This window comes from Streptomyces armeniacus (assembly GCF_003355155.1).
Classification (GTDB): domain Bacteria; phylum Actinomycetota; class Actinomycetes; order Streptomycetales; family Streptomycetaceae; genus Streptomyces; species Streptomyces armeniacus.
In genome coordinates this window covers 1,012,782-1,038,192 of record NZ_CP031320.1, presented here as the reverse complement: position 1 = coordinate 1,038,192, position 25,411 = coordinate 1,012,782, and the positions used below count along the sequence as shown (strand labels likewise).

24 protein-coding genes are annotated in these 25,411 nt (G+C 72.7%); 6 read left to right on the top strand and 18 right to left on the bottom strand.

Annotation, left to right across the window (positions count from 1 at the left end; genetic code table 11):
- Nucleotides 1-76: 76 nt before the first annotated feature.
- A complete protein-coding gene (locus DVA86_RS04420) occupies nt 77-1,444 on the top strand; it encodes a dipeptidase (protein ID WP_208875963.1) in 1,368 nt (455 codons plus the stop codon).
- A gap of 82 nt (nt 1,445-1,526) precedes the next feature.
- Here the strand turns inward: DVA86_RS04420 and DVA86_RS04415 are convergent, their stop codons facing one another.
- The 8 genes from DVA86_RS04415 to DVA86_RS04380 all read right to left on the bottom strand — a co-directional run bounded on the left by DVA86_RS04415 (nt 1,527) and on the right by DVA86_RS04380 (nt 10,731).
- Nucleotides 1,527-2,366, bottom strand: a complete 840-nt coding sequence (locus DVA86_RS04415; protein ID WP_208885612.1) for a hypothetical protein — start codon at nt 2,364-2,366, stop codon at nt 1,527-1,529.
- A gap of 185 nt (nt 2,367-2,551) precedes the next feature.
- Complete coding sequence (locus tag DVA86_RS04410) at nt 2,552-3,229, bottom strand: class F sortase (protein WP_208875962.1); 678 nt, start codon at nt 3,227-3,229, stop codon at nt 2,552-2,554.
- A 144-nt stretch (nt 3,230-3,373) separates the two neighbouring features.
- Nucleotides 3,374-4,396 carry an NUDIX hydrolase gene (locus DVA86_RS04405; RefSeq protein WP_208875960.1) on the bottom strand — a complete coding sequence of 341 codons (1,023 nt, stop codon included), beginning with the start codon at nt 4,394-4,396 and terminating at the stop codon, nt 3,374-3,376.
- A gap of 104 nt (nt 4,397-4,500) precedes the next feature.
- A complete protein-coding gene (locus DVA86_RS04400; RefSeq protein ID WP_208875959.1) occupies nt 4,501-5,361 on the bottom strand; it encodes a carbohydrate ABC transporter permease in 861 nt (286 codons plus the stop codon).
- Complete coding sequence (locus DVA86_RS04395; RefSeq protein WP_208875958.1) at nt 5,358-6,278, bottom strand: carbohydrate ABC transporter permease; 921 nt, start codon at nt 6,276-6,278, stop codon at nt 5,358-5,360. Before DVA86_RS04395 ends, DVA86_RS04400 begins: the two co-directional genes overlap by 4 nt.
- 12 nt (nt 6,279-6,290) lie before the next feature.
- Complete coding sequence (locus DVA86_RS04390) at nt 6,291-7,598, bottom strand: ABC transporter substrate-binding protein (protein WP_208875956.1); 1,308 nt, start codon at nt 7,596-7,598, stop codon at nt 6,291-6,293.
- A gap of 181 nt (nt 7,599-7,779) precedes the next feature.
- Complete coding sequence (locus tag DVA86_RS04385) at nt 7,780-9,510, bottom strand: serine/threonine-protein kinase (RefSeq protein WP_208875955.1); 1,731 nt, start codon at nt 9,508-9,510, stop codon at nt 7,780-7,782.
- A 273-nt stretch (nt 9,511-9,783) separates the two neighbouring features.
- Nucleotides 9,784-10,731: an ROK family protein gene (locus DVA86_RS04380; protein WP_208875954.1), complete on the bottom strand. Its 948-nt coding sequence runs from the start codon at nt 10,729-10,731 to the stop codon at nt 9,784-9,786.
- A 240-nt stretch (nt 10,732-10,971) separates the two neighbouring features.
- Here DVA86_RS04380 and DVA86_RS04375 point away from each other — a divergent pair, with 240 nt between their 5' ends.
- Together DVA86_RS04375 and DVA86_RS04370 are read left to right on the top strand one after the other, a co-directional pair.
- Entirely contained in the window at nt 10,972-11,958 is a 987-nt protein-coding gene (locus tag DVA86_RS04375) for a LacI family DNA-binding transcriptional regulator (protein WP_208875953.1), read from the top strand.
- A 92-nt stretch (nt 11,959-12,050) separates the two neighbouring features.
- A complete protein-coding gene (locus tag DVA86_RS04370; RefSeq protein WP_208875952.1) occupies nt 12,051-12,602 on the top strand; it encodes a glycoside hydrolase family 25 protein in 552 nt (183 codons plus the stop codon).
- Nucleotides 12,603-12,620: 18 nt separating this feature from the next.
- Here the strand turns inward: DVA86_RS04370 and DVA86_RS04365 are convergent, their stop codons facing one another.
- The 5 genes from DVA86_RS04365 to DVA86_RS04345 all read right to left on the bottom strand — a co-directional run bounded on the left by DVA86_RS04365 (nt 12,621) and on the right by DVA86_RS04345 (nt 18,389).
- Nucleotides 12,621-14,435, bottom strand: a complete 1,815-nt coding sequence (locus tag DVA86_RS04365; protein WP_245996340.1) for a serine/threonine-protein kinase — start codon at nt 14,433-14,435, stop codon at nt 12,621-12,623.
- 92 nt (nt 14,436-14,527) lie between these two features.
- Complete coding sequence (locus DVA86_RS04360) at nt 14,528-15,820, bottom strand: DUF6986 family protein (RefSeq protein ID WP_208875951.1); 1,293 nt, start codon at nt 15,818-15,820, stop codon at nt 14,528-14,530.
- Between the two features lie 165 nt (nt 15,821-15,985).
- Entirely contained in the window at nt 15,986-16,948 is a 963-nt protein-coding gene (locus DVA86_RS04355) for an electron transfer flavoprotein subunit alpha/FixB family protein (protein WP_208875950.1), read from the bottom strand.
- Nucleotides 16,949-17,030: 82 nt separating this feature from the next.
- Nucleotides 17,031-17,816 carry an electron transfer flavoprotein subunit beta/FixA family protein gene (locus tag DVA86_RS04350; protein WP_208875946.1) on the bottom strand — a complete coding sequence of 262 codons (786 nt, stop codon included), beginning with the start codon at nt 17,814-17,816 and terminating at the stop codon, nt 17,031-17,033.
- A gap of 255 nt (nt 17,817-18,071) precedes the next feature.
- Entirely contained in the window at nt 18,072-18,389 is a 318-nt protein-coding gene (locus DVA86_RS04345; protein ID WP_208875945.1) for a TlpA family protein disulfide reductase, read from the bottom strand.
- 171 nt (nt 18,390-18,560) lie between these two features.
- On the opposite strand from DVA86_RS04345, the gene DVA86_RS04340 reads away from it, so the two are divergent.
- Nucleotides 18,561-19,280, top strand: a complete 720-nt coding sequence (locus DVA86_RS04340; protein WP_208875943.1) for a lysophospholipid acyltransferase family protein — start codon at nt 18,561-18,563, stop codon at nt 19,278-19,280.
- 86 nt (nt 19,281-19,366) lie between these two features.
- Here DVA86_RS04340 and DVA86_RS04335 read toward each other — a convergent pair whose 3' ends face one another.
- The 4 genes from DVA86_RS04335 to DVA86_RS04320 form a co-directional block, all read right to left on the bottom strand.
- Nucleotides 19,367-19,948: a transglutaminase domain-containing protein gene (locus DVA86_RS04335; RefSeq protein ID WP_208875942.1), complete on the bottom strand. Its 582-nt coding sequence runs from the start codon at nt 19,946-19,948 to the stop codon at nt 19,367-19,369.
- A gap of 111 nt (nt 19,949-20,059) precedes the next feature.
- Nucleotides 20,060-21,145 (bottom strand): threonine aldolase family protein, encoded by a 1,086-nt coding sequence (locus tag DVA86_RS04330; protein WP_208875937.1) that lies wholly within the window; start codon nt 21,143-21,145, stop codon nt 20,060-20,062.
- Nucleotides 21,124-21,894 (bottom strand): SDR family NAD(P)-dependent oxidoreductase, encoded by a 771-nt coding sequence (locus DVA86_RS04325; protein WP_208875935.1) that lies wholly within the window; start codon nt 21,892-21,894, stop codon nt 21,124-21,126. Before DVA86_RS04325 ends, DVA86_RS04330 begins: the two co-directional genes overlap by 22 nt.
- Before the next feature lie 62 nt (nt 21,895-21,956).
- Complete coding sequence (locus DVA86_RS04320; RefSeq protein WP_208875933.1) at nt 21,957-23,354, bottom strand: DUF6421 family protein; 1,398 nt, start codon at nt 23,352-23,354, stop codon at nt 21,957-21,959.
- A gap of 229 nt (nt 23,355-23,583) precedes the next feature.
- On the opposite strand from DVA86_RS04320, the gene DVA86_RS04315 reads away from it, so the two are divergent.
- Nucleotides 23,584-24,267, top strand: a complete 684-nt coding sequence (locus DVA86_RS04315; protein WP_208875932.1) for a glycerophosphodiester phosphodiesterase — start codon at nt 23,584-23,586, stop codon at nt 24,265-24,267.
- Here the strand turns inward: DVA86_RS04315 and DVA86_RS04310 are convergent.
- The gene (locus tag DVA86_RS04310) at nt 24,251-24,823 is read right to left on the bottom strand and encodes a GNAT family N-acetyltransferase (protein WP_208875930.1); all 573 of its coding nucleotides are present in this window, start codon (nt 24,821-24,823) and stop codon (nt 24,251-24,253) included. The two genes, DVA86_RS04315 and DVA86_RS04310, sit on opposite strands and share 17 nt — an antisense overlap.
- Nucleotides 24,824-24,908: 85 nt before the next feature.
- Here DVA86_RS04310 and DVA86_RS04305 point away from each other — a divergent pair, with 85 nt between their 5' ends.
- Nucleotides 24,909-25,301: a VOC family protein gene (locus DVA86_RS04305; RefSeq protein WP_208875924.1), complete on the top strand. Its 393-nt coding sequence runs from the start codon at nt 24,909-24,911 to the stop codon at nt 25,299-25,301.
- The last annotated feature ends 110 nt before the right edge of the window (nt 25,302-25,411 follow it).

Genomic DNA, 25,411 nt, shown 5'->3' with positions numbered 1-25,411 from the left:
GGAGGATCGGCCACACCCCTTCGCGTACGCGTGTGCGTACGTCGTGCCCAACGTCGCGCCCACAAGGAGCGTTCCCATGCCGCAGAGCCCGCTCGCCGCCACCGTTTCCTCGCTGATGCCACAGGCCAGGACCGAACTGGCCGAGCTGGTCGCCTTCGCTTCGGTGGCCGACCCCGAGCAGTTCCCGCGCAGCGAGTGCGAGGCGGCCGCGCGCTGGGTGGCCGACGCGCTGCGCGCCGAGGGCTTCGAGGACGTGGCGCTCCTGGACACCCCGGACGGCACGCAGTCCGTCTACGGGCACCTGCCCGGCCCCGAGGGCGCGCCGACCGTGCTCCTCTACGCCCACTACGACGTGCAGCCCCCGCTCGACGAGGACGCCTGGCGGACGCCGCCGTTCGAGCTCACCGAGCGCGCGGACGGGCGCTGGTACGGGCGCGGCGCCGCCGACTGCAAGGGCGGCGTCATCATGCACCTGCTGGCGCTCCGCGCGCTGCGCGCGAACGGCGGTGTGCCCGTCAACGTCAAGGTGATCGCGGAGGGTTCGGAGGAGCAGGGCACCGGCGGGCTCGAGCGCTACGCCGAGGCGCACCCCGAACTGCTCGCCGCCGACTCGATCGTCATCGGCGACAGCGGCAACTTCCGGGTCGGCCTGCCGACCGTCACGGCGACGCTGCGCGGCATGACGCTCGTACGGGTCCAGGTCGACACCCTCGAAGGGAACCTGCACTCGGGGCAGTTCGGCGGCGCCGCTCCCGACGCGCTCGCCGCTCTCATCCGGATGCTGGACTCGCTGCGCAACGCGGCCGGTTCGACGACGGTCGACGGGCTGGACGCGGACGACCGCTGGGAGGGCCTGCAGTATCCGGAGGAGGACTTCCGCAGGGACGCCAAGGTCCTCGACGGCGTACGGCTGACCGGCGCGGACACCGTCGCCGACCGCATCTGGGCGCGCCCGTCCGCCACCGTGCTGGGCATCGACTGCCCGCCGGTGGTCGGCGCCACCCCGTCCGTACAGGCGAGCGCACGGGCACTGATCAGCCTGCGGGTGCCGCCGGGCACGGACGCCGCGCACGCGACGCAGCTGCTGATGGCCCACCTGGAGGCGCACGCGCCGTGGGGCGCACGGGTGAGCACCGAACAGGTCGGCCAGGGCCAGCCGTTCCGCGCCGACACCACCAGCCCCGCCTACACCGCGATGGCCGACGCGATGCGCGAGGCGTACGACGGAGCCGAGATGGCGACGGCCGGCCAGGGCGGCTCCATTCCGCTGTGCAACACCCTCGCCGCGCTCTACCCGAAGGCGGAGATCCTGCTGATAGGGCTGAGCGAGCCGGAGGCCCAGATCCACGCCGTGGACGAGAGCGTGTCGCCGCGTGAACTGGAGGCGCTGTCGGTGGCGGAGGCGCTGTTCCTGCGCAAGTACGCGGCGGCCGCCGCGGGTTGACACCGTACGGGCCCGGCTGGTTGACACCGTACGGCCCCGGCGGGCGGCGGCCCGTACGGCGGCCGGTGCTCCCGGCGGGCGCTCAGGCGCGCCGGTCCGCACGGCGGTGGCGGTGTACGGCGGCCGCGGTGAGCGCGACGGCGGCCAGGCCCGTGCCCGCGGCCAGCGCCGCCGCGGAACCGCCGTACGGCTGCGAGCCGCCCGCGCCCGCGTGCGAGCCGTGCTCCGGCTTCCCTGGCGGCACGGGGCCGGGGCCGGGCGCCTTGATGGTCAGGGTGCCCGTGCCGGTCTCGTGGCCGCAGGTGAACGTGACGTCGTACTCGGCGCCGGGCTTGGCGTCGTCGTAGACCGTGGCCGTCCCGCGCTTGGTGCCACCCTTGCCGCCGGGGCCCTCCGGGGCCTCGGGGCCGCCGGGGATCTCGGCGCCCGCGCTGGCGCCCGTGTCGCCCGCGCCGCCGTCCATGCCTTCCATTCCGTCCATCCCCTCCATACCGGTCGAGCCTCCGAGCTCGTCGCCGGGCGCGGCGGGATCGGCCGGGTCAGCGGGGTCGGCCGGTTCGCCGAAGTCCTCGTCACCGCCGGGCTCCTGGCCGAGGTCCCCCTCGTACCCCCCCACACTCCCCGAGCTCCCCGAACTGCCCGAGCTCCCGGAACTGCCGCCGTCGCCGACGGGCCCGTGCAGCGTCGTCTTGTCGAAGACGGGCGAGTCGGCGGTCGCCTTCTTGTGGCAGTCGGTGACCGTCAGCTCCACCTGTCCGCCCGGTTTCACGGTCTCCGGCGAGATGCTGAAGCCGAACGAGGTGATGCCGGACTCGCTGCCCGTCGTTCCGTCCTCGTCCCCCGCCAGCGCGGCGGGGGTGCTCAGGCCGAGGGACACCGCGGTGAGCGAGGCCGCGGCCACGGCTCTGGATATCGCACGCATCTGGGTTCTCCTCCGTCACCGGAAGCCCTGCTTCCGTCGCGCTGATCTACCGTCGCGACGCTATGCGGACGAATCGGACTGGGCGATACACAAGGGGCAATCGGGGCACCCGCCCGTGCGGCCGGGTGACCGCGGGCCGCCCGCGGTCCGCCTCAGTCCGTGCTCACCCCGTTCTCAGTCCGTGCTCACTCCGTGCCGGTCAGCCGGGCGAAGACCACGACGTTGCCCTGGTAGCCGCTTCCGGCGCGGTAGCCGCCGCCGCAGGTGAGGACGCGGAGTTCGGCGCGCCCGGTGTCGCGGTACACGCGGTCGCCGGGGAAGCGGTCCTTGTCGTGCACCTCGACGGCGTAGACGGTGAACACGGCCGTACGTCCGTCCGCGCGCCGCACCCGTACGGTGTGCCCGGGGCGCAGCGCGCCCAGGTCGTAGAAGACGGCGGGCCCGGACCGGTTGTCGACGTGGCCGACGAGCACGGAGGTGCCGCGGGCGCCCGGCACAGCCGAACCCCCGTACCAGCCCGCGAGGTTCGGCTCGTCCGGGGGCGGCGCGCCGACCCAGCCGCCGCGCTCCAGCCCCACCCGGGTCAGCGGCGCGTCGACCCCGATGGAGGGGATGCGCACGTTCGCCGGCCGGGAGCGCGGCAGCGGCGTGGTGGCTCCCTCCGCGCGCGGGTCGTACGCCGTCCGCGCCCGTCCCGCGGCGGCGTCCGGCTGCGGCGGGCCGGAGCCGCCGTCCTGCCCGGTGACGGCGCGGACAAGGGACAGCCCGAGCACGAGGGCGAACGCGGCGCAGCCCAGCGCGAGCCGGTCCCCGCCCGGCCGCCGCGCCCGTAGGCCGCGGCCGTCCTCGCCCGTACGGTGCATGCCGACCTCGCTGCCGACCGGATCCCGCTGCTGGTCGGTGCCACGCTAGGGCGCACGCGTACGGACGGCGATCCGACGGCGTCCGTACGGCGCACGCAGCCGCAGGGCACCGTCCCGTACGGTGCGCGACCGGCGCCGTGCGGCTCAGATGCCCACCGGGGCGCCCGCCTCCAGGTTGAGCGTGGTGCCGCGTTCGCGGGCGCGGAGGGCCCAGCGCAGCCGACGGAACCGTTCGGGCGGCAGCAGGCCCGCCGCCTCGGACTCGCTCGCGAAGCGCCAGTCGCGCAGTTCGGCGCCCGGCAGCAGGAGTTCGTCGGCGCGGGCCGACTCCAGCAGGCCGCCGTCGAACAGCAGCCGCAGTCCGCCGAAGCCCGCCGCGCGCGGCGGCTCCCAGTCGATCACCAGCAGCCGGGGCACGTCGGCGAGTTCGAGCCCGACCTCCTCGGCGACCTCCCGCATGCCGGCGCGGGCCGGGGGTTCGCCCTGCTCGACGACGCCGCCGGGGAACTCCCAGCCGGGCTTGTACGTGGGGTCCACCAGCAGCACGCGGTCCTCCTCGTCGAAGAGGAGCACGCCCGCCGCGACGGTCTCGGCGGTCGGTTCGGGCGTCTGCACGATGTCGACGGCGCCGGCGCCCTCCCGTACGACCTCGGCCACGCGCTCCGCGGTGCGCCGCGGGCTGAGCCCCGTGGTGTCGACGGTGTGCGCGTCGGCGGTGATCCAGGGCAGCGCGGCCTGGTACGCGGGCAGGTGCCCGAGGCACCAGTCGCGGGTGGAGCCGCCGTCCACGGCGGCCCGTTGGGCGATGCGGTCACGGAGGATCGTTTCCTCGGCATGCAGCAGGAAGTGGCACACCGGGACGCGGCGGGAGGCGAGCGCGCCGAATATCTCGTCCCGGTACTCCTGCCGCAGCAGCGTCATGGGAGCGATCAGCGGTCCTGGCACCTCCGTCAGCAGCGCCACCGCGGTGTCCGCGACGAGCCGCCGCCAGGCAGGCAGCTCCTGGAAGTCGTCGACCTGCGCCACCCGCTCCTTCGGCAGCATCACGCGCAGGCCGGTGCCGAGCAGTTCCGGGTCGTAGAGGGTGCTCCCCGGCAGCAGGTCCACGAGCTCGCAGGCCGCGGTGGTCTTGCCCGCCCCGAAGGCACCGTTCAACCAGACGATCACACTTCCCCCTCTTCCTTCGCCCCTCCGTTCAGTTGCCCACTGCACCCCGCCACGGAAACGCGCCGGGTCGGCGCCCGCGTACGGTACGCGCCACCGAGCGCCGGTCAGTTCTTGCTCGCGCCCAGGGTCAGTCCGGCGATGAAATGCCGCTGGAGCAGCAGGAACACCAGGATCGTGGGAAGCGCCACGATCACGGATCCGGCGGCGAGCAGGTTGTAGTCGGTGAAGAACTGGCCTCGCAGATTGTTGAGGGCGGAGGTGACGGGGAGCTTGTCGCCGTCGGAAATGAAGACGAGGGCCCAGAGGAAGTCGTTGTACATCCAGGTGAACTGGAGGGTGCCGAGCGCCCCGAGAGCCGGTCGGCACAGCGGCAGGGTGATCCGCCAGTACCGGGTCCACACGTCGGCCCCGTCCACGATGGCCGCCTCCTGGATCTCCTTCGGCAGCGCCCGCATGAAATTGGACAGGACGAACACGCAGAAACCCAGCTGGAATCCGACCTGTACGGCGATGACGGCCCACAGCGAGTCGTACATCGTCATCGATTCCGACAGCCAGTACGGCAGCGTGATGCGGTTGAAGAGGACGTACAGCGGAGTGACGATCACCTGCTGCGGCAGCAGATTCCCGGCTGTGAAGAGAATCAGCAGGAACAGCTGCCCCCTGATCCGCAGCCGCGTGATCGAGAACGCCACGAACGAGGCCAGGAAGAGGACGATCAGCACTCCGGGGACCGCGACCAGCATCGAGTTGACGAAGTACTTGCCCATTCCCGAGTCGGAGAACGCCTGCCGGTAGTAGTCGAACGAGATCGTGCGCGGCAGCGAGAAGTAGCCGTGCTCGGCGGTCTCCTCGTACGGGCGCAGCGAGGCGTAGACGGCGAGCAGCAGCGGTGCGAGAAAACCCAGCGAGACGGCGGCCAGAAAGGCGTGCAGGCCGAGCCGTGCGGCGCGCGGTCGTGTCATCGGTCCCTCTCCCCTCGCAGCTCGTGCACCAGATACGTGACGATGAATCCCAGGGACACGACGAGCAGCACGGTGGCGATGGCGGAGCCGAATCCGATGCGGCTGGCCTCGCCGATGATGTTGTCGGTGACGAGGACGGAGAGCAGTTCCAGGCCGTTCCGGCCGTTGTTGACCGCGTAGACGATGTCGAAGGCGCGCAGCCCTTCGATGACCGTGATCACGCCGACGATGACGTTGACCGGGCGGAGCGTGGGGAAAACGACGCGGAAGAAGGTCTGCCGGTCGTTCGCGCCGTCTATCGCGGCGGCCTCCTTGAGCGTCGGGTCGACGGACTTGAGGCCGGCGAGATAGAGGATCATCACGTATCCCACATGCCGCCAGCCCGCGGCGAGCAGGATCATCCAGATGTTCAGATCCGGGTCGCCGAGCCAGTCCACGGGCTGTTCCTGATTGGCGAGAATGGCGTTCAGCGCGCCCTGGTCGCGGGAGAAGACGAGTTGGGCGATGAATCCGACGATGGCCAGCGACAGCACCACCGGCATGTAGAGAGTCGACTGGTAGAAGCGGCTGAACCGGACGCCCTTGTCGACGAGGACGGCGAGCAGCAGTCCGAACGGCGTGGCCACGAGGCCGAGGAACGCGAGCCACAACAGGTTGTTCCGTACGGCGGGCCAGAAGCGCGGATAGTCGGAGACGAGTGAGCTGTAGTTGTCACCGCCCACCCACTGGATCTCGCCGATGCCGTCCCAGTCGGTGAAGGACAGCCCGACGGAGGCCAGTGTCGGGCCCCAGATGATGGTGATGTCGATCAGGACGGGAATTCCCAGCAGCACGCTGAGGACGACGAGATCGCGAGGTGAGTAGCGCCGCGTCTTCCGCCGGCCGGCGCGCCGCGCTTGCGCTTTGGTGAGCTGCACGGCGCGTGACTCCTAGGCGTCGAAGATGTCCTTCTTCTGGGTCTCGATGTCCTTCACGAGCCCGTCGATGTCGTCGGGTTCGTTGATGAAGCGCTGGATGGCCTGGATCATCACCGTGGAGGCGAAGTCGGGCCGGGTGTCCCGGTCCATGAACTGGGATATCTGCTTGGCGCTCGAGATGAGTTCGGCGGACTTCTTCTGGAGGGCGGAGTAGCCGCTGGTGTCCGCGTTTTTGTGGACGGCGACGCACGTCGGGTCGGAGGAGGTGTACGCCTCCTCGGCCTTCGGGGTGGCGAGGTACTTGAGGAGTTCCCTGGCGCCGTCCTCGTTCCGCACCTTCTTCGCCATCAGGAATCCGTCGATGGGCGCTTCCACGGCGTCCGTGCCGATCGCCGGGTCGATCTCCGGGAACGGGAAGAAGTCCAGATCGTCCTGGTCCTCGGCGGGGAACTGCTGACCGGGTTGCTGGAGTCCGAGCACCGTCATGCCCGACTTCTTCGCGACGAGCGTCTGCGCGGCCTCCTGCCAGGTGCGGCCGTTGGCGCCCTTCTGGTGGTACGGCATCAGGCCGCGCCACAGGTCGAAGACCTGCCGTACGCGCTTGTCCGTCCACGATTCCCGGCCGCGCATCAGCGAGAGGTGGAAGTCGTATCCGTTGGCGCGCATGTTGAGGTAGTCGAAGGTGCCCATGGCGGGCCAGCCGTCCTTGTCGCCGAAGGCGAGCGGGATGAGGCCGTCCTTCTCCATCTTCGCGGCCAGGGCGCGGAATTCGTCGAACGTCCTGGGCTGCTCGTAGCCGTACTTGTCGAAGACGCTCTTCCGGTGGAACACGGCCCACGGGTAGTAGTAGTACGGCACGAAGTACTGCTTGCCGTCCTCGCCCGAGGACTGCTTCCGGAGCGCCTCCGAGAAGCCGTTGAACCCCTTCCACAGGTCGCTGATCTCGGTCAGCAGACCCTGCTTGGCAAAGAATTGCATGCGGTATCCCGCGAACCACATGAAGACGTCGTCCGGACTGCCCTTGAGATAGCGGTTGATGTTCTCCTGGAAGGAGTTGTGGTCGACGGTGTTGACCTCGACGTCCTTGTCGGAGGTCTTCTTGAAGGCGCCGAAGACCTCCTCGTACGCCTTCTTGGGCGCCTTGTCGGAGGCGTTGGAGCCGACCGACACGGGGCCGTCCCCCGGCTGCGAGCAGGCGCTGAGGAGCGCGGGAAGGGTGATGGCCCCGGCGCCGGCGGCCGTACCGCGCAGCAGCGCGCGCCGGGAGGGCAGCGGGGGACGGGGGGAGCGGGATCTGTCGCTGAAGGTTGACTGCGCCATGGCTTTACCCTTCGGGTTGAACCGAACAGAACCGAACGCGAGCGCGAGCGATACCACTCCAGGTACCGACGTCCGTCAAGGGTTCCGGCACAACACCGATCAACTGTTATCCCGCTGAGGCCCAGTAGCCCAACATCTTCCAACAGGCCCCCGCAGTAACGCCCAAGCGCGGGGCGGGGGTTCAGCGCTCCCGGCAGGTGGCCATGTCGGGCATGGGCGCGTCGTTCACGCTGCCCTCGAGGTGGATCAGGTTCACGTACTTCGCGGGGTCGCCGCTCGCACCCCCCGCCACCTTCGCCACCCAGCTGCTGGTGCGCCCGCCCGCGGTCTCCCGCTTCCCGAAGTTCGCCTGGCACGCGAAGCGGTGCGGCCCGGCCCCGATGGTCCCCGCCTGGGCGCCGGCGCGGGTGTGCAGGGGTGCGGCGTGCAGCACGGTGCAGCTGTACGCTCCCGTGCCCGCGGGCACGCACGGGTCGCCGGGCGGGTCGCCGCCGCCGCTGTCCCCGCCTGTGCCGCCGCTGTCGCTGCCGCCCGTACCGCCGCCGGTCACCGACGAGGCGCCGCCGTCCGCACCGCCGTCGGAGCCCGACGAGCCGCCGCTGTCCGCGCCGCCGGTGCCTCCGTCGTCCGTGCCGTTGTCGGGGGCGCCCGCGGCGCCGCCGCCGCGGGTGGCGCTCGGTGTCTCCTCCGGGGACGGTTTGGCCTTCCGGGTCCGCTCCGGGGCGGCCTCGCCGCCGTGCTCCGCGCCGTCGCGGGTGGCACTCGCGGTGGGCGTGCGGTCGCCTCCGGCCTCCGGGTCCCCGCCGTCGTTGCCGAGCACCGCGTACGCCGCGCCGCCCGCGATCACGACCACCGCGGCGACCACGGCCGCGGGCACCGCCTTCCGGCGTCTGCCCGTGCGGCCCGGCGGCGTCTGCCCCTGGCCGGCGCTGCCCAGTACGACGGCGCCGGAGCTCTCGCCCCCGGGGGCCGCGGAGCCGCCGGCGGGCGGGGCCGCGGCGGAGGCGGCGGGTACGGCCGCGGCCGCGCCGGCGGCCTCCGGGGAGCCCGCGGCCACGGCGCGGAGCAGGTCGCGTGCCCGCGCCGCCGTGGGCCGCTGCTCCGGCTCCTTGGACAGCAGTTCGCGCAGGACGGGCTCCAGCGGGCCCGCCCGCTGCGGCTCCGGCAGCGGCTCCGAGATGATCGCGCTCAGCGTGGACCACACCGAGGTGCGCCGGAAAGGTGCCGAGCCCTCCACAGCCGCGTACAGCGTCATGCCCAGCGCCCAGATGTCCGCCGCCTTGTCCGGCTCGGCGCCCTGCGCGCGTTCCGGCGGCATGTAGTCGAGGGAGCCGACGAGTTCGCCGCTGCGGGTCAGCCGGCTGTCGGCACCGTCGTCGGGTGCCTCGATGCTCGCGATGCCGAAGTCGGTGAGGACGACGCGGCCGCTGCGGTCCAGCAGTACGTTGCCGGGCTTGACGTCCCGGTGCAGCACGCCCGCGGCGTGCGCCGCGTCGAGCGCGTCGGCCACCTCGGCGCCGATGGCCGCGACGGCCCCGGGCTCCATGGCGCCGTCGTCGGTCATGGCGCCGTCCAGCGAAGGGCCGTCGATCAGCTCCATCACGATGACCGGCCGGCCGCCCTCCTCGAGGACATCGTGCACGGTGATGACACGGGGGTTACGGATACGGGCCGCCGCGCGCGCCTCGCGCTGCATACGGGCCCGCATGTCGGCCAGTTCGGAGGCGGCGGCGTCGGTGTACGCCCGCAGGACCTTGACCGCGACCTCGCGGCCGAGCACCTCGTCGACCGCGCGGCAGACAACGCCCATGCCGCCGCGGCCGATCCGGCCGGTCACCCGGTAACGCCCGCCGAGCAGCCGCCCGTCCAGCTCCGCGCCGGGTCCCTGGTCAGCGCTGTCCCCCGATGCCACGACTGGTGCGTTCCCCTCGCTCGTCCGTGCGGTACCGGGTCACACCATACGGCCAGGGCACCGCACGCCAGTAGCGCAGCCCTCGGGTGAGAGGCGCCGCACATCCTGGAATCGGAGGTTCCGCCACGGCGGCGTACGGTGCCCGGCACCGGCCCGTACGCCGCCGCGCGCACTCGCGTACCGCGCGCCGCACCGGCGGGTGGCGGCTCCCGCGCGCCGGCCCGTCGCGCCGCGGCCGTACTCGTGCTCGTACCTGTACCCGTACGCACGGGGCTACGGCGCGGGCTCCGCCTCCAGCAGGTCCCGGCAGGCGGCGGCCGCCCCGACCAGCCCGGCGTCGGTACCCGTCTGGGCGGGCACCACCCGGAGCCCTTGCACGTACGAGAGCGTGGCGAACTCGCCCAGCGCCCGCCGCAGCGGCGCGAACAGCACCTCGCCCGCCCGTGCCACTCCCCCGCCGATCACCGCGATCTCGATCTCGACCAGCGCCGCCGTCGCGGCGATCCCGGCGGCGAGCGCACGCGCGGCCCGCTCGAAGGAGGCGGCGGCGACCGGGTCGCCGGCCCGCGCGGCCGCGGCCACCGCGGCGGCGCTCGTGTCGCCGCCGGGGCCGGGGCGCCAGCCGCCGTCCAGGGCGCGGCGGGCGATGTTCGGTCCGCTGGCGATGCGTTCGACGCAGCCGCGGGCGCCGCACGGGCAGGGGTCGCCGTCGAGGTCGACGCTGATGTGGCCGATGTGGCCCGAGTTGCCGGTGGGCCCGGCGTACACCTGTCCGCCGAGCACCAGTCCGCCGCCGACGCCCGTCGAGACGACCATGCACAGCGCGGCCGTACGCCCCTGGGCGGCGCCCTGCCAGTGCTCGGCGGCGGCCATCGCCACGCCGTCCCCGACGAGGGTCACGGGCAGGGAGCCGGTGTGCTCGCGTACGCCGTCGACCAGCGGGTGGTCGCGCCAGCCGGGGATGTTCACCGGGCTGACGGTGCCGGCCTGCGCGTCCACCGGTCCGGCGCTGCCGATGCCCACCGCGCGCACCCGGGACCAGTCCGGCGCCGCGGACAGTTCGGTGAGCACCTCGCGTACGGCGGCCATCACGCGCCCGCCGTCCGCCTGCTGGGGCGTGGGCCGGCGGGCGCCGGTGATCAACGCGCCGGCGCCGTCCACGAGCGCACCCGCGATCTTGGTACCGCCGATGTCGAGTGCGGCGACGAGGTCGGTCTGCATCGGCGTCCGTATCTCCTGGAGAGGGCCGTTCCCACTCCCGGTCGGGCGCGGGCCGCAGCAAGTGTCACTTTTTCTGACAACGTTGTCCAGCCCGGATTTCCCCAGACGGTGCTGCTCCGGGTCCTGAGTGGACCATGATGAGTGTCCCGCCGCGTACGACGACAAGGACAGGACCCCGTGGCCGACACCGTACGATCCACTGCCCGCGCCTCGGCGCCCCGTTACGGCAACCGTCCCACCATGAAGGACGTCGCCGCCCGCGCGGGCGTGGGCCTCAAGACCGTCTCGCGGGTGGTCAACGGAGAGGAGGGCGTCTCCGCCGACACCGAGCACCGCGTGCGCGAGGCAATCACGGCGCTCGGCTTCCGGCGCAACGACAGCGCCCGTACGCTCCGCAAAGGCCGCACTGCCAGCATCGGACTCGTGCTCGAGGACCTCGCCGACCCCTTCTACGCCCCGCTCAGCCGCGCCGTCGAGGAGGTCGCGCGGGCGCACGGCGCCCTGCTGATCAACGGCTCCAGCGCCGAAGACCCGGACCGCGAACGCGAGCTGGTGCTGGCCCTGTGCGCGCGCCGGGTGGACGGGCTCATCATCATCCCGGCGGGCGACGACCACCGCTATCTGACGCCGGAGATCGAGGCCGGGGTCGCCATCTCGTTCGTCGACCGGGCGCCGGGCCTCATCGACGCCGACGTGGTGCTCTCCGACAGCTTCGAGGGCGCGCGCGAGGGCACCGCACATCTGATCGCGCACGGTCACCGGCGCATCGGCTTCGTCGGCGACCAGCCGCAGATCCAGACCGCCGCCGAGCGGCTGCGCGGCTACCGTACGGCGATGGCCGAGGCGGGCCTCCCGGTGGACGGCTCCTGGGTCTCGCTCGGCCCGACGAACCCCGAGCGCGTACGCGCCGAGACCGTACGCCTGCTGTCCGGACCGGAGCCCGTCACGGCGCTGTTCGCGGGCAACAACCGCGTGACCGTGACGGTGGTACGGGTGCTGGCCGCGCAGACGCGCGGGGTCGCGCTGGTCGGCTTCGACGACTTCGAACTGGCCGACCTGCTCTCGCCCCCGGTCACCGTCGTCGCCCAGGACCCCGCCCAACTCGGCCGCAGCGCGGCCGAGCTGCTGTTCCGGCGGCTGGAGGGCGTGGACGATCCGCCGCGCCAACTCGCCCTGCCCACACGGCTGATCGCCCGTGGCTCCGGCGAACTTCCCCCGGAAGTGTGAACACTCTCCGAAGCGGCCGAACTCTCTGCGTAAGCACACGGTCACCGGGAACAATGACGTCACCAACTCCCCCCACTTCTTGGAGGCGCCGCATGCTGCACGGCATAGACGTGAGCTCGTACCAGTCGGACTTCGACACCAAGGGCCTGTCGTTCGTGTTCGTGAAGGCCACCGAGGGCCGGTCGTACGTCAATCCGCGGATGTCCGCTCAGGTCGCCAAGGCCCGCGAGGCCGAATGCGTCGTCGGCTTCTACCACTTCCTGTGGCCCGGGAACATCAAGGCGCAGGCCGAGTACTTCGTGTCCAAGGCCGGCGAGAAGCGCGGCGACGTGCTGGCCGCGGACTGGGAGCGCAACAGCGAGGGGACGTACCCGAGCAACGCGCAGAAGGACGAGTTCATTCGCGAGGTGAAGCGACTGCGGCCGTCCCACCGCGTGATGCTTTACTGCAACCGGGACTTCTGGCTCAACGTCGACACCACCTCGTACGCGGGCGACGGCCTGTGGATCGCCGACTACGTCTCGGCGGGCAAGCCGCGGATCCAGGCGAAGTGGCGCATCCACCAGTACACGGACACGCCGCTGGACAAGAACGTGGCCGACTTCGAGAGCAAGGACGCGATGCGGGACTGGGCGCAGGGCTGAGCGCGGACCGGGAGGCGTTCAGCGGGCGACCCTGCGGCAGGTGGGCAGGCCGGGCACGGGGCGGTCGTTGTCGCCGCCCCTGACGTACACGACGCTGACGTACACGCCGGTGTTGCCGCTGTCGTCGTCGGTCCTGGCCCACCAGACGTTCGTCCACTCGCCGGAGGTCTCGCGGTACGGCAGCCGCTTCTGGCAGAAGAAGTAGTTCGTGCCCGCGTTGAGCCGGCCGACGGCCCGGTGGTCCTTGTTGTAGGACGTCGCGGTCCGCCAGACACGGCAGTTGAACTTGCCGCCGCCGATGGCGTGGCAGGCCGGCTTCGGGTCCTGCCCGCCACCGCCCGTACCGCCGCCTCCGCTTGAGCCTCCGCTTCCGTCTCCGCCCGGGGCCGGCCCGGCGTCTTCGCCCCGGTCGTCGCCGCCCTTGCCGCCCTTGCCGCCATCGGACGAACCGCCCGCCGTTCCGGCCTCCTTGGTGCGCTCGCCGGCCGAACCCTCGGGCGACGAGCGGGAGTCGTCCGGCTCGTCCCCGGTGCCCTGGCCGCCGTCCGCGCGGGACTCGGTGCCGGGGTCCGTGCTGTCCCGGCTTTCCGAGGGCGCGGCCGAGGACGCGCCGCCGCTGTCACCGCCGACGACGGCGTAGGTCACCCCGGCCCCGGCGATCAGCACCGCGGCGACCGAGGCCGCCACGGCCGCGCGCCGCCGGCCGCGCCGGGAGGCCGCGGGGCCGGTCCGTACGGTCTGCCGTCCGGTGTCCGGGCCCGGCTCCGAGCCGGGGCCCGGCACGGGCGCGGGGCCCGGCGCGGGCGCGGAGCCCGGTACGTCGGCGGGCGGCGGTCCGAAGCCACCCTCGGCCTGCACGGGTCCGGCGCCGTGTCCGCCGGCGGGCGGCGTCGGCTGCCCGCCGGCCGCGCCGGGCGGTGTGCCCCCATCCCCCGCGCCGCGGCCCAGCCGCACCGTGTCGGCGGTCGGCGGCGCCGCGCCCTCGGCGGCCGCGGTGAGCAGGGCCGCCGCACGCTCCGCGTCGGCGCGCCGGGCGGGGTCCTTGTCCATCAGCTCGGCCAGCACGGGCCCGAGCGGACCGGCGTTGCGCGGTTCCGGAAGGGGTTCCACAACGATCGCGGTGAGGGTCGACCAGGTAGACGTGCGGCGGAACGGCGACGCCCCTTCCAGCGCGGCGTACAGCGTCGCGCCGAGCGACCAGACGTCCGAGCCGGGGCCCGGCTGCTCGCCCCGTGCGCGTTCGGGCGCCAGGTAGTCCAGGGAGCCGACGAGATCGCCGCTGCCGGTGATCCGGGTGGCGGAACCGTCGCCCGGGTCCTCGACGGCGGCGATGCCGAAGTCGGTGAGGACGACCCGGCCGCCCTGCTCCAGCAGGATGTTGCCGGGCTTGACGTCGCGGTGCAGCACTCCGGCGCGGTGTGCGGCGGCGAGCGCGTCCAGCACCTTGGCCCCGATGTCCGCGACCCGCTGCGGCGGCAGGGTCCCCTGGTCGCGGAGCACGTCGTCGAGCGAGGGGCCGTGCACCAGCTCCATGACGATGACGGGCCGGCCCTCGTGCTCGGCGATGTCGTGCACCGCGATCACGCCGGGGTGGCGCACCCGTGCGGCGGCCCGCGCCTCGCGCTGCATCCGGAGCCGCAGGTCGGCGAGTTCGGAGGGCGCCGCGTCCGAGAAGGCGCGCAGCTCCTTGACCGCGACCTCGCGCCCGAGCACCTCGTCCATGGCGCGGCACACCACGCCCATGCCGCCGCGGCCGAGCTGTTCGAGCACCCGGTAGCGGCCGGCGAGCAGTCTGCCCGCGCCGTGCGCCGAGTGCTCTCCCGGTACATCCACAGGTCCGGTCCCCCCAGTCGTGCGTCCTTCCGGACGACAGCCTAAGGGGTGCCCGCGTGGCGGCCGTGCCGCCCGCGAGGGGCCCCGGGCGGCTACGCGGCGCTGTCCGGGCGCCCCGCGAGACGGTCGAGATCGGCGCGGGTCAGGCCCGTACGGCGAGCGACCTCGTCGCTGTCCAGGGCGCCGCAGTCGAGGCCGCGCAGCAGGTAGCCGCTGAGGGCGCGGGCGGTGGCGGGCTCGTCCATGACATCTCCACCCGCACGGGTGACATACGCCGCGAGCCGTGCCGCCGCGTCGTCGAGGCCCTCGCGGTAGAAGGCGTAGCCGGCGGCGTACCGGGTGGGCAGGTGGCCGGGGTGCATGTCCCAGCCCTGGTAGTAGGCGCGGGCCAGCGAGCGCCGTACGAGCCGGTGGTGCAGCCGCCACGCCTCGTGCACGCGGTCGGCCGCGCCGGCGGGGACGACGTTGGTGGAGCCGTCGGAGAGGCGTACGCCGGTGCCCGCGGCGGCGGCCTGCATCACGGCCTTGGCGTGGTCGGCGGCCGGGTGGTCCATCGCCTGGTGGGCGGCGCTGACGCCGCAGGCGGCGCTGTAGTCGAAGGTGCCGTAGTGCAGGGAGGAGGCGCGGCCGTCGGCGGCGTCGATCATGCGGGCGACGGTGGCCCGGCCGTCGGCGCCGAGGATCGACTGGGTGGTCTCGATCTGGAGCTCGAAGCGGAGCCGCCCGTCCGGCAGTCCGTGCGCCCGCTCGAACTCCGCGCAGAGCCGCACCATCGCGCGTACCTGCTCGGCGTAGCTCACCTTGGGCAGCGTGAGCACCAGCCCGTCGGGGAGGCCGCCCGCCTCCGCCAGCGCGGTCAGGAAGATGTCCAGGGTGCGGATGCCGCGGTCCCGTACGGGCGCCTCCAGGCACTTCATGCGGATGCCCATCCAGGCGGGCACGGGCCCGCGTGCGCCCGGCGCGAGCGCGGCGGACACCAGCCCGGCGGCGCGTACGGCCGCGGAGTCCTCCTCGGCGTCCGGGCGGGGGCCGTAGCCGTCCTCGAAGTCGATGCGGAGGTCCTCGACGGGTTCGCGTACGAGCTTCGCGCGCACCCGCTCGTACACCGGGCCCGCGATGTCGTCCGGCAGCCCGAGGACGGCGGCGAGCGAGGCGGCGTCCGGGGCGTGCTCGTCGAGGAGGGCGAGGGCCTGCTCGCCCCAGTTCCGTACGGTGTCCGCGGTGATCTCGTCGGCCGGCACGTAGACGGTGTGGACGGGCTGGCGGGTGCCGGGGTCGCCGGGGTAGCGGCGGGCCAGGTCGGCGTCGACGTCCGCGAGCGAGGCGGCGACGTCCTCCCGTACGGACGCTGCGAACGTGGTCGGGACGGGCTCGCCGTGCGACATCTGCTGTGCTCCCTCTCCGCGGACGAGAAATCAACAAAACGTTGAACTTCTGCGCGGGACGCTAATCCCGGCCGCCCGCCGCGTCAACAGGGCGCCGTACGCGCGCGAGGCCCCCGCGGGCGCTGCGGGGGCCTCGTGTCCGGACGTTTTCGACCGGGGGACCGGTCAGCCCTTGCGGGTCTTGACCTCCTCGGTCAGCTGCGGCACGACCTGGAAGAGGTCGCCGACGATGCCGTAGTCGACCAGGTCGAAGATCGGGGCCTCGGCGTCCTTGTTGACGGCGACGATGGTCTTCGAGGTCTGCATGCCCGCGCGGTGCTGGATCGCGCCGGAGATGCCGGCGGCGATGTAGAGCTGCGGCGAGACGGACTTGCCGGTCTGGCCGACCTGGTTGGAGTGCGGGTACCAGCCCGCGTCCACGGCGGCGCGGGAGGCGCCGACGGCCGCGCCGAGCGAGTCCGCCAGGGCCTCGATCACGTGGAAGTTCTCGGCGCCGTTCACACCCCGGCCGCCGGAGACCACGATCGCGGCCTCGGTCAGCTCCGGGCGGCCCGTGGACTCGCGCGGGGTGCGCGAGGTGACCTTGGTGCCGGTGGCCTGCTCGCCGAACGAGACGGCCAGCTGCTCGACGGCGCCCGCGGCCGGAGCGGGCTCCGGGGACGCGGAGTTGGGCTTCACGGTGATGACCGGGGTGCCCTTGGTGACGCGGGACTTCGTCGTGTACCCGGCGGCGAACACCGACTGGGTCGCGACCGGGCCCTCGTCGCCTGCCGCCAGGTCGACGGCGTCGGTGATGATGCCGGAGCCGATACGGACCGCCAGCCGGGCCGCGACCTCCTTGCCCTCCGCGGAGGAGGGCACCAGGACGGCGGCGGGCGAGACGGCGTCGTACGCCGCCTGCAGCGCGTCCACCTTGGGCGCGACGAGGTAGTCGGCGAACTCGGCGGCGTCCGCCGCCAGCACCTTCACCGCGCCGTGCTCGCCGAGCACCTTCGCGGCGTCTTCGGCGCCCGGGCCCAGGTGCACGGCGACGGGGTCGCCGAGGCGGCGGGCCAGGGTCAGCAGCTCGAGCGTGGGCTTGCGGACGGCGCCGTCCACGTGGTCGACGTAGACAAGGACTTCAGCCATGGGATGTTCTCCTGCGGAGTGATGCGGGGCGTGAACGGGCGGGCGTGCGGGGCCGTGCGGCCCTACGGCACGCGGGAGGGCGTCAGATGAACTTCTGCTCCGCGAGATACGTGGCGAGCTGCTTGCCGCCCTCGCCCTCGTCCTTGACCACGGTGCCGGCCGTACGGGCGGGGCGCTCGGCGGCGTCGTCGACCGCCGTCCACGCGCCCTCGAGGCCGACGTCGTCGCCGTCGATGTCCAGGTCGTCCAGGTCCAGGGACTCCACCGGCTTCTTCTTCGCCGCCATGATCCCCTTGAACGACGGGTAACGCGCCTCGCCGGACTGGTCGGTCACCGAGACCACGGCCGGCAGCGCGGCCTCCAGCTGCTCGGTCGCGGTGTCGCCGTCCCGGCGCCCGGTCACCTTGCCGCCGTCCACGGACACCTCGGACAGCAGCGTCACCTGCGGCACCGCGAGGCGCTCGGCGAGCATGGCCGGGAGCACGCCCATCGTGCCGTCCGTCGACGCCATGCCGCAGATCACCAGGTCGTACCCGGTCTTCTCGATCGCCTTGGCCAGCACCAGCGAGGTGCCGAGCGCGTCGGTGCCGTGCAGGTCGTCGTCCTCGACGTGCACGGCCTTGTCGGCACCCATCGAAAGCGCCTTGCGCAGCGCGTCGTTGGCGTCCTCGGGGCCGACGGTCAGCACCGTCACCTCCGCGTCGTCCGCCTCGTCCGAGATCTGCAGCGCCTGCTCGACCGCGTATTCGTCGAGCTCGGAGAGCAGCCCGTCCACCGATTCGCGGTCGGTGGTCAGGTCCTCGGCGAACCGCCGGTCGCCGGTGGCGTCGGGCACGTACTTCACACAGACAACGATCCTCAGGCTCACGCCGGCTCTCCTACTGCATCGTCTCTAACGCTTCCCGGCCGGTAAGACCGGTCTTCACACTGCTCGTTCAGCTTATTACTCGTCAGTACACTCGGCAGTCCACCCGAGATGACCTCTGTTATCAAGGCCGTCGAGCTGTGACCTTGCCAACGATACGCGCCGCGCGGCGCGCGCCCGCCGGATGCGAGGAGGATCACGCGCGGGCGCGCCCCGTGCCCACGCGCCCGCACCCCGCCTCCGCCTCCGCCTCCGCGCTCACGCGACCGCGTGCCCCAGTGCCGCGATCACGTCCGCCCGGCGCGGCTGCCCGGCCGCGCGCCGTACGATCCGCCCGTCCGCGTCCAGTACGAGGACGGTCGGGGTCCGCTCGATCCCGAGCCGTCGCACCAGCTCCAGCCGCCCCTCGGCGTCGATCTCGATGTGCTCGACGCCGTCGACCATTCCGCTGACCTCCCGGAGAATGCGCCGGGTGGCGCGGCAGGGCTGGCAGAAGGCGCTGGAGAACTGGACCAGCGTCGCGCGTTCACCCAGCCGTTCGGCGCCGAGCGCGGCGGCCGGCAGTCGTTCGGTCATCCCTCCAGCATGCACGTGACGAGAATCTCCCGGCTCCCCGCGTCCCGTGCTGTGGTTCTTCCCGCGGCTTTCGGGCACGATCTGCGAGGCCCGGAAGTTACGACTCCGTAGGTTCCCCATCCGACCAGTGCCCGCCGGGAGTCCCCGCCCAGCGGCCAGAAGGGTCCCCGCATGGCAGAGCTCGTCTATCCCCCCGTCATCGGCGTCGCCCGCACCTTCTTCAAGGCGCTCGACCTCCGCTTCGACATGCAGGGCACGGAGAACGTGCCCCGCCGCGGCGGCGCCGTGCTGGTCAGCAACCACATCGGCTATCTCGACTTCATCTTCACCGGCCTGGCCGCCCGCCCGGCCAAGCGGCTGGTGCGGTTCATGGCCAAGGAGTCGGTGTTCAAGCACAAGGTGTCGGGCCCGCTGATGCGCGCCATGAAGCACATCCCGGTGGACCGCGCGCAGGGCGAGCACGCGTACCGGCACGCGCTGAAGGCCCTGCGCAACGGCGAGATCATCGGCGTCTTCCCCGAGGCGACGATCTCCCAGTCGTTCACCCTCAAGAACTTCAAGTCGGGCGCCGCGCGGCTGGCACAGGAGGCCGGCGTGCCGCTGCTGCCGATGGCCCTGTGGGGCACGCAGCGGCTGTGGACGAAGGGCCACAAGCGGGACTTCGGCCGCAACCACCTGCCGATCGGCATCCACGTCGGCGAGGCCATGCACCCGGACCCCGGCGAGCTGGCGGTGGGCGTCACCGAGCGGGTGCGCGAGCGGGTGCAGGAGCTGCTGGAGGTCGCACAGCGCGCGTATCCGGCCAGCCCGAAGGGCCCGGAGGACAGCTGGTGGCTGCCGGCGCACCTCGGCGGCACCGCGCCCACCCCGGCGCAGGCGAAGGCGCTCTGAGCGGGGCCTTGTGCACCCGCTCCGAGCGGGCCGTACGCACCGCGCCGGCCCGCGCCCTGACGGCCCGCCGCCCGGCCCCCTGCCCGTCACGCTCTGACGGGCAGCAGGGTGTCCAGGTGCGGCCGGTCCGCCGCGTCGCGGAGGGCGCGCAGCACAGGTCCGGGCGGCGCGGCGTAGAGCGTGGCGTGGTCGTAGTCGCCGACGCGGTGGTCCGGCACGTACGCGAGCTGCTCGCGGTCCAGGCGGAACTGCGCGTCGACGCCGGGCTTGTTGCCGCGCGGGTCCTGCCGCACCCAGCCGTGTCCGGGCAGCCTGACGGCCACGAGGCCGTGGACGACGCCGAGCCTCTGGTAGCAGAGCCCGGCCGGGATGCCCTCGGCCCGCAGCAGCGCGGCCAGTGCGTGCGCCTTGGCGTGGCAGATGCCCGTGCGTTCGCGCAGCACCTCGGAGGCGCGGCAGGTCACGCGCAGGTCGCCGGTGTCGTTGGAGTGCGCGATGGCGTCCCGTACGTACTCGAACGCCGCTCGCGCGTACGCGTACCGGCCCCCGTCCGGGACGGCGGCACGGAGCCCGGCCGCCGTCTCGCGTACGAGCGGATGGTCGTGGTCGATGATGTCGTCCGCGGCGAGATAGGCCGCCTCGTCGGCTGTCTCGGGGGTCAGGCGCATAGCCGGAGCGTACGAGCGCGGCGGACGCCTATCAATGGCTTTACGACTCTTCGCATATTCATGCAGGCGGCGGGCGCCAGGACGCCGGGCCCCGCGGACGACGCCGCGCGGTCAGGGCGTCCTGGCCATCTCCTCCCGCAGAGCGGCCACGAAGCCGTCCACGTCGTCCTCCGTCGTGTCGAACGCGCACATCCAGCGCACGTCCCCGACGGCCTCGTCCCAGAAGTAGAAGCGGTAGCGCTTCTGCAGCCGCTCGCTCACGTCGTGCGGCAGCCGTGCGAAGACGGCGTTGGCCTGTACGGGGTGGAGTATCTCGACGCCGTCGACCGCGCGTACGCCGGCCGCGAGCCGCTGCGCCATGGTGTTCGCGTGCCGCGCGTTGCGCAGCCACAGGTCGCGCGCGAGCAGCGCTTCGAGCTGCACCGATATGAAGCGCATCTTGGAGGCCAGCTGCATCGACAGCTTGCGCAGGTGCGCCATCGCCCGGCCCGCGTCCGGGTTGAGGACGACCACGGCCTCGCCGAACAGCATCCCGTTCTTGGTCCCGCCGAACGACAGGATGTCGACGCCCGCGGCGTGCGTGAACGCGCGCATCGGCACGTCCAGCGCCGCCGCCGCGTTCGCGATGCGGGCGCCGTCGAGATGCACCTTCATGCCCCGCTCGTGGGCGTGCTCGCAGATCGCCCGGATCTCGTCGGGGGTGTAGACGGTGCCCAGTTCGGTGTTCTGGGCGATCGAGACGACCTGCGGCATGGCGCGGTGCTCGTCGTCCCAGCCGTACGCCTCCCGGTCGATCAGGTCGGGCGTGAGCTTGCCGTCCTCGGTGGGCACGGTGAGCAGCTTGAGCCCGCCGACCCGCTCGGGCGCGCCGCACTCGTCGACGTGCACGTGCGCGGTGTCGGCGGTGATGACCGCGCCCCAGCGGTCGGTGAGCGCCTGGAGCGCGACCACGTTGGCACCGGTGCCGTTGAAGACCGGGAAGGTGCGGGCGTACGGGCCGAAGTGGCTCCGCATCACCTGCTGGAGGTGCTCCGTGTACTCGTCACCGCCGTACGCGGTCTGGTGGCCGCCGTTGGCGAGCGCGAGCGCGGCCAGCACCTCGGGGTGCGCGCCGGCGTAGTTGTCGCTGGCGAAGCCGCGCACCCCGGGGTCGTGGCGTCGCTTGGCGTCGGTCTCTACGGCTGGGGTGTGAGCCACAGGCGGTGTCCGTTCACTTCCTCGGTCGGCTTGCTCCACGTCCTGATGATCGCATCGGCCAGGTCCTTGACGTCCGTGAAGCCCGCGAACTTCGCCTGCGGACGCTCGGCCCGCATCTGATCGTTCACCAGCGCCTTGACCACCAGGATCGCCGCGGCCGCGGGCGGAGGGCCGTCGCGGCCCGCCTTGCGGAAGGCGTCGCCCAGGGCCAGCGTCCAGGCTTCGGCGGCGGCCTTGGACGCGGCGTACGCGGCGTTGCCGGCGGTGGGCTTGCTCGCGCCGGCGGCGCTGACCAGCAGGAAGCGGCCGTTGGCGCTGCGGCGCAGGCCGCCCTCGAAGGCGAGCGAGGTGTGCTGCACGGTGCGTACGAGCAGGTCGTGCAGCACGTCCCAGTCGGCGAGGTCGGTCTCCGCGAACGCCGCCGAGCCGCGCCAGCCGCCCACCAGGTGGATCAGCCCGTCGACGCGGCCGAACTCCTTCTCGGTCCGCGCGGCCCACTCCCGGGTCGCGCCCAGGTCGAGCAGGTCGACGGTGTCGCCGATGACGGTCGCGCCGCCGTGCGCGAACCGCGCCGCGTCGACCGCCTCGGCGAGGCGCTCGGCGTCGGCGTCGGCCCCGACGACCGTGGCACCGGCCTCGGCGAGGCGCAGCAGAGCGGCCTGCCCGGCCGGCCCGGCCGCTCCGGCGACGGCGACGACGGAGCCCTCCAGCCTGCCGCCGTTGCCGTCCGTGCCCTGTGTGCTCGTCATGACCGCTGCCTTCCTGTCCCGGGCGGGTTCCGTGCTCTGTCGCCGGCTCTCGCGGCCCGCGCTCACGCGGCCGCGAGGGCGGCGGAGTCCGCCGTGATGCCCTTGGTCGATGTGATCACACCACGCAGCTTCTTCGCGAGTGCCTCATAGAACATGCTGAGCGGAAACTCGTCCGGGAGCACGTCGTCCACGAGCTTGCGCGGCGGCAGGCTCAGATCCAGGGCGTCGGGGCCCTTGGCCCAGGTGGAGCCGGGGTGCGGGGCGAGATAGGCCGAGACGAGGTCGTACGCCTTGAACCAGTGCACGATCTTCGGACGGTCGATGCCCTCGCGGTAGAGGGTCTCGATCTCCTCGCGCAGCCGTACGGTCACCTCGCGGGCGCGCGCCCAGTCGACGGTGAGCTTGTTGTCGGTCCAGCGCAGGGCGTCGTTCTTGTGCAGGTAGGCGAAGAGCAACTGGCCGCCGAGGCCGTCGTAGTTACGGCTGCGGGCACCCGTGACGGGGAACCGGAAGAGGCGGTCGAGCAGCATCGCGTACTGCACGTCGCGGCCCTGCGGCACGCCGTCCGCCTCCAGCTTCACGGCCTCGTGGAACGCCGTCAGGTCGCAGCGCAGCTCCTCGAGCCCGTACATCCAGAACGGCTGGCGCTGCTTGATCATGAACGGGTCGAACGGCAGGTCGCCGTGGCTGTGCGTGCGGTCGTGGACCATGTCCCAGAGCACGAACGCCTCCTGGCACCGCTGCTGGTCGGCGAGCAGGCCGTGCGCGTCCTCGGGGAGTTCGAGGCTGGTGACCCGGCAGGCGGCGTCGACGACGCGGCGGAAGCGGGCGGCCTCGCGGTCGCAGAAGATGCCGCCCCAGGAGAACCGCTCGGGCGCCTCGCGCACCGCGATCGTCTCGGGGAAGAGGACGGCGGAGTTGGTGTCGTAGCCGGAAGTGAAGTCTTCGAAGGTGATGCCGCAGAACATGGGGTTGTCGTAACGGGTGCGCTCCAGCTCGGCGAGCCAGTCCGGCCACACCATGCGCAGCACGACGGCTTCCAGGTTGCGGTCCGGGTTGCCGTTCTGGGTGTACATCGCGAACACCACGAGGTGCTGCAGGCCGTCCGCGCGGTTCCGCGCCGGCTGGAAGGCGAGCAGGGAGTCCAGGAAGTCGGGGACACCGAAGCCGTCGGCGGCCCACCGGCGCAGGTCGCCGATGAGCGCGCGGAGATACGCCTCGTCGTGCGGCAGCAGCGGCGTGAGCTCCTGCACGGCGGTCACCACGCGCTCCAGGTGCGCCTCGACGGTGGCGCGCGAGGGCGCGTCCTCGGCGTCGAAGTCGATGGAGCCGTCCTTGGACTGCGCCGGGCGTATCGCCTCCACCGCGTCCTTGAGCACCGGCCAGGCGGGGTGGTCCACCACCCGCTCCGTGGCCGCGGCAGCACTGTCCGCACCAACTGGCGAAAGAATTTCCGTCATGACCACGCCTCCACGGGAGAAACTCGCGTACAAGCACGGTAACGGGAAAAGTATCTGGTGCAAAGTGGAGCCCAGGAAATCCTGCTGTTCACCGGCCCTTCCGCCGGACGTTCTCCTCCCGGTCCACCCCGGCACCCCGGGCCGCTAGGCTGACCGGCCGTACGCGCCGTACGCCGGGACCCCCGGTGCGTGCGCCACTCGAGCCACCGGACGAAAGCGAGAGCGCGCCGTGCCACTGCTCACCGTCGGACACCGCGGGCTGATGGGCGTGGAGCCCGAGAACACCCTGCGCTCCTTCGTACGGGCCGACCGCGAGGGCCTCGACGTCATCGAGCTGGACCTGCACCTCAGCAAGGACGGCGCGCTGGTGGTGATGCACGACGCGGACGTGGCCCGCACGACGGACGGCACCGGCCCCATCGGCGACTTCACCCTCGCCGAACTGCGCGAGCTGGACGCCGGCGAGGGCGAGCGGATCCCCGTCTTCGAGGAGGTCATACGGGCCGTACGGGCGCCGGTCCAGGCCGAGATCAAGGACCGGGCGGCGGCCCGCGTGCTGGCCGCCGCGATCACCGAGCTCGGCCTGCACGACCGGGTCACCGTGATCTCGTTCCACGACGACGCGCTGCGCGAGATCCGCGAGCAGCTGCCCGACATGCCCGTCGTGCTGGTCGCCGGGCGCAGCTCGCCGACCGCGCCCGAGCGGGCGCGCGAACTGGGCGCGGGCATGGTCTCGCTGGAGCTGCGCTGGCTCGACGCGGACACGGTGGAGCGCTGCCACGCGCACGGCATCAAGGTCATCAGCTGGACCGTGAACACCGATGAGGATCTGGCACGCGTCCGCGAGCTGGGCCTCGACGGTGTGGTCACGGACCGCCCGGAGATTTTCCGGGCCGTCAGCCGAGCTGCTTGACCAGCAGCTCGAAGGCGAGGTCGGGGCGCTGCGGCAGACCGAACCGCTCGTCGCCGTACGGGAAGGGGATCAGCTCGCCCGTACGGACATAGCCCCGCCGCTCGTACCAGGCGATCAGGTCCGCGCGCTGGGTGATGACCGTCATGTGCATCGCGGTGGCGCCCCAGTCGGCGACGGCGGTGCGCTCCGCCTCGGCGAGTATCGCCTTGCCCAGCCCGGCGCCCTGCTGCGCGGGGCTCACGGCGAACATCCCGAAGTACGCGTGCCCGTCCCGCTTCTCGAGCTGGCAGCAGGCGACCAGCTCGCCGGCCTTGTGCACCGCGAGCAGGATGCTGTCCGGGTTGCCGATCACCGCGGCGACCCCCTCTGGGTCCGTGCGCTGGCCCTCCAGCAGGTCCGCCTCGGTGGTCCAGCCCGTACGGCTGGCGTCGCCGCGGTACGCCGACTCGATGAGCGCCACGAGCGCGGGAACGTCGTCCTCGGCCGCGGCGCGGAAGGTCAGCCCCGCGTCGTTCTGTCTGGTGTCCGTGACGTGGTCGTGCTGCGTGGCGTCCATGACGTCGGATCCTAAATCAGGGGTACGACAGGCCCGCCCCCGCGGGCACCCGTCGGCCCGGGGGCGCTGTCGTAGGGTGCCGCGCATGGTGCACGTACTGAGCAGCAGGGTGCTGCTGCGGCCGACCGATCCGGAGCGCTCGCGGGCCTTCTACGGGGAGGCGCTGGGGCTGGCCGTCTGCCGCGAGTTCGGGACCGGGCCGGAGCGCGGCACCGTGTACTTCCTGGGCGGCGGCCACCTCGAGGTCGCGGGGCGCGCGGAGCAGCCGCCCGCGCCGGGGCTGATGCTGTGGCTCCAGGTCGCGGACGCGGAGGCGGCGCACGAGGAGCTGGCGGAGCGAGGGGTCGAAGTGCTGCGGCCGCCGGTGCGCGAGCCCTGGGGACTGGTCGAGATGTGGATCCGCGATCCGGACGGCGTGCGGATCTGCGTCGTCGAGGTGCCGCCGGACCACCCCATGCGGTCACGCCCCGGCATCTGACCCCCGCCGCCGACCCGGCGCACGGCCCGTACGCGGCCCTCCGGGCATGGCTCCGCCGCGCCCCTTCCTGCTCCGGTGCGCTCCCTTGTACGGGCCGCCGCCGGGCAGCC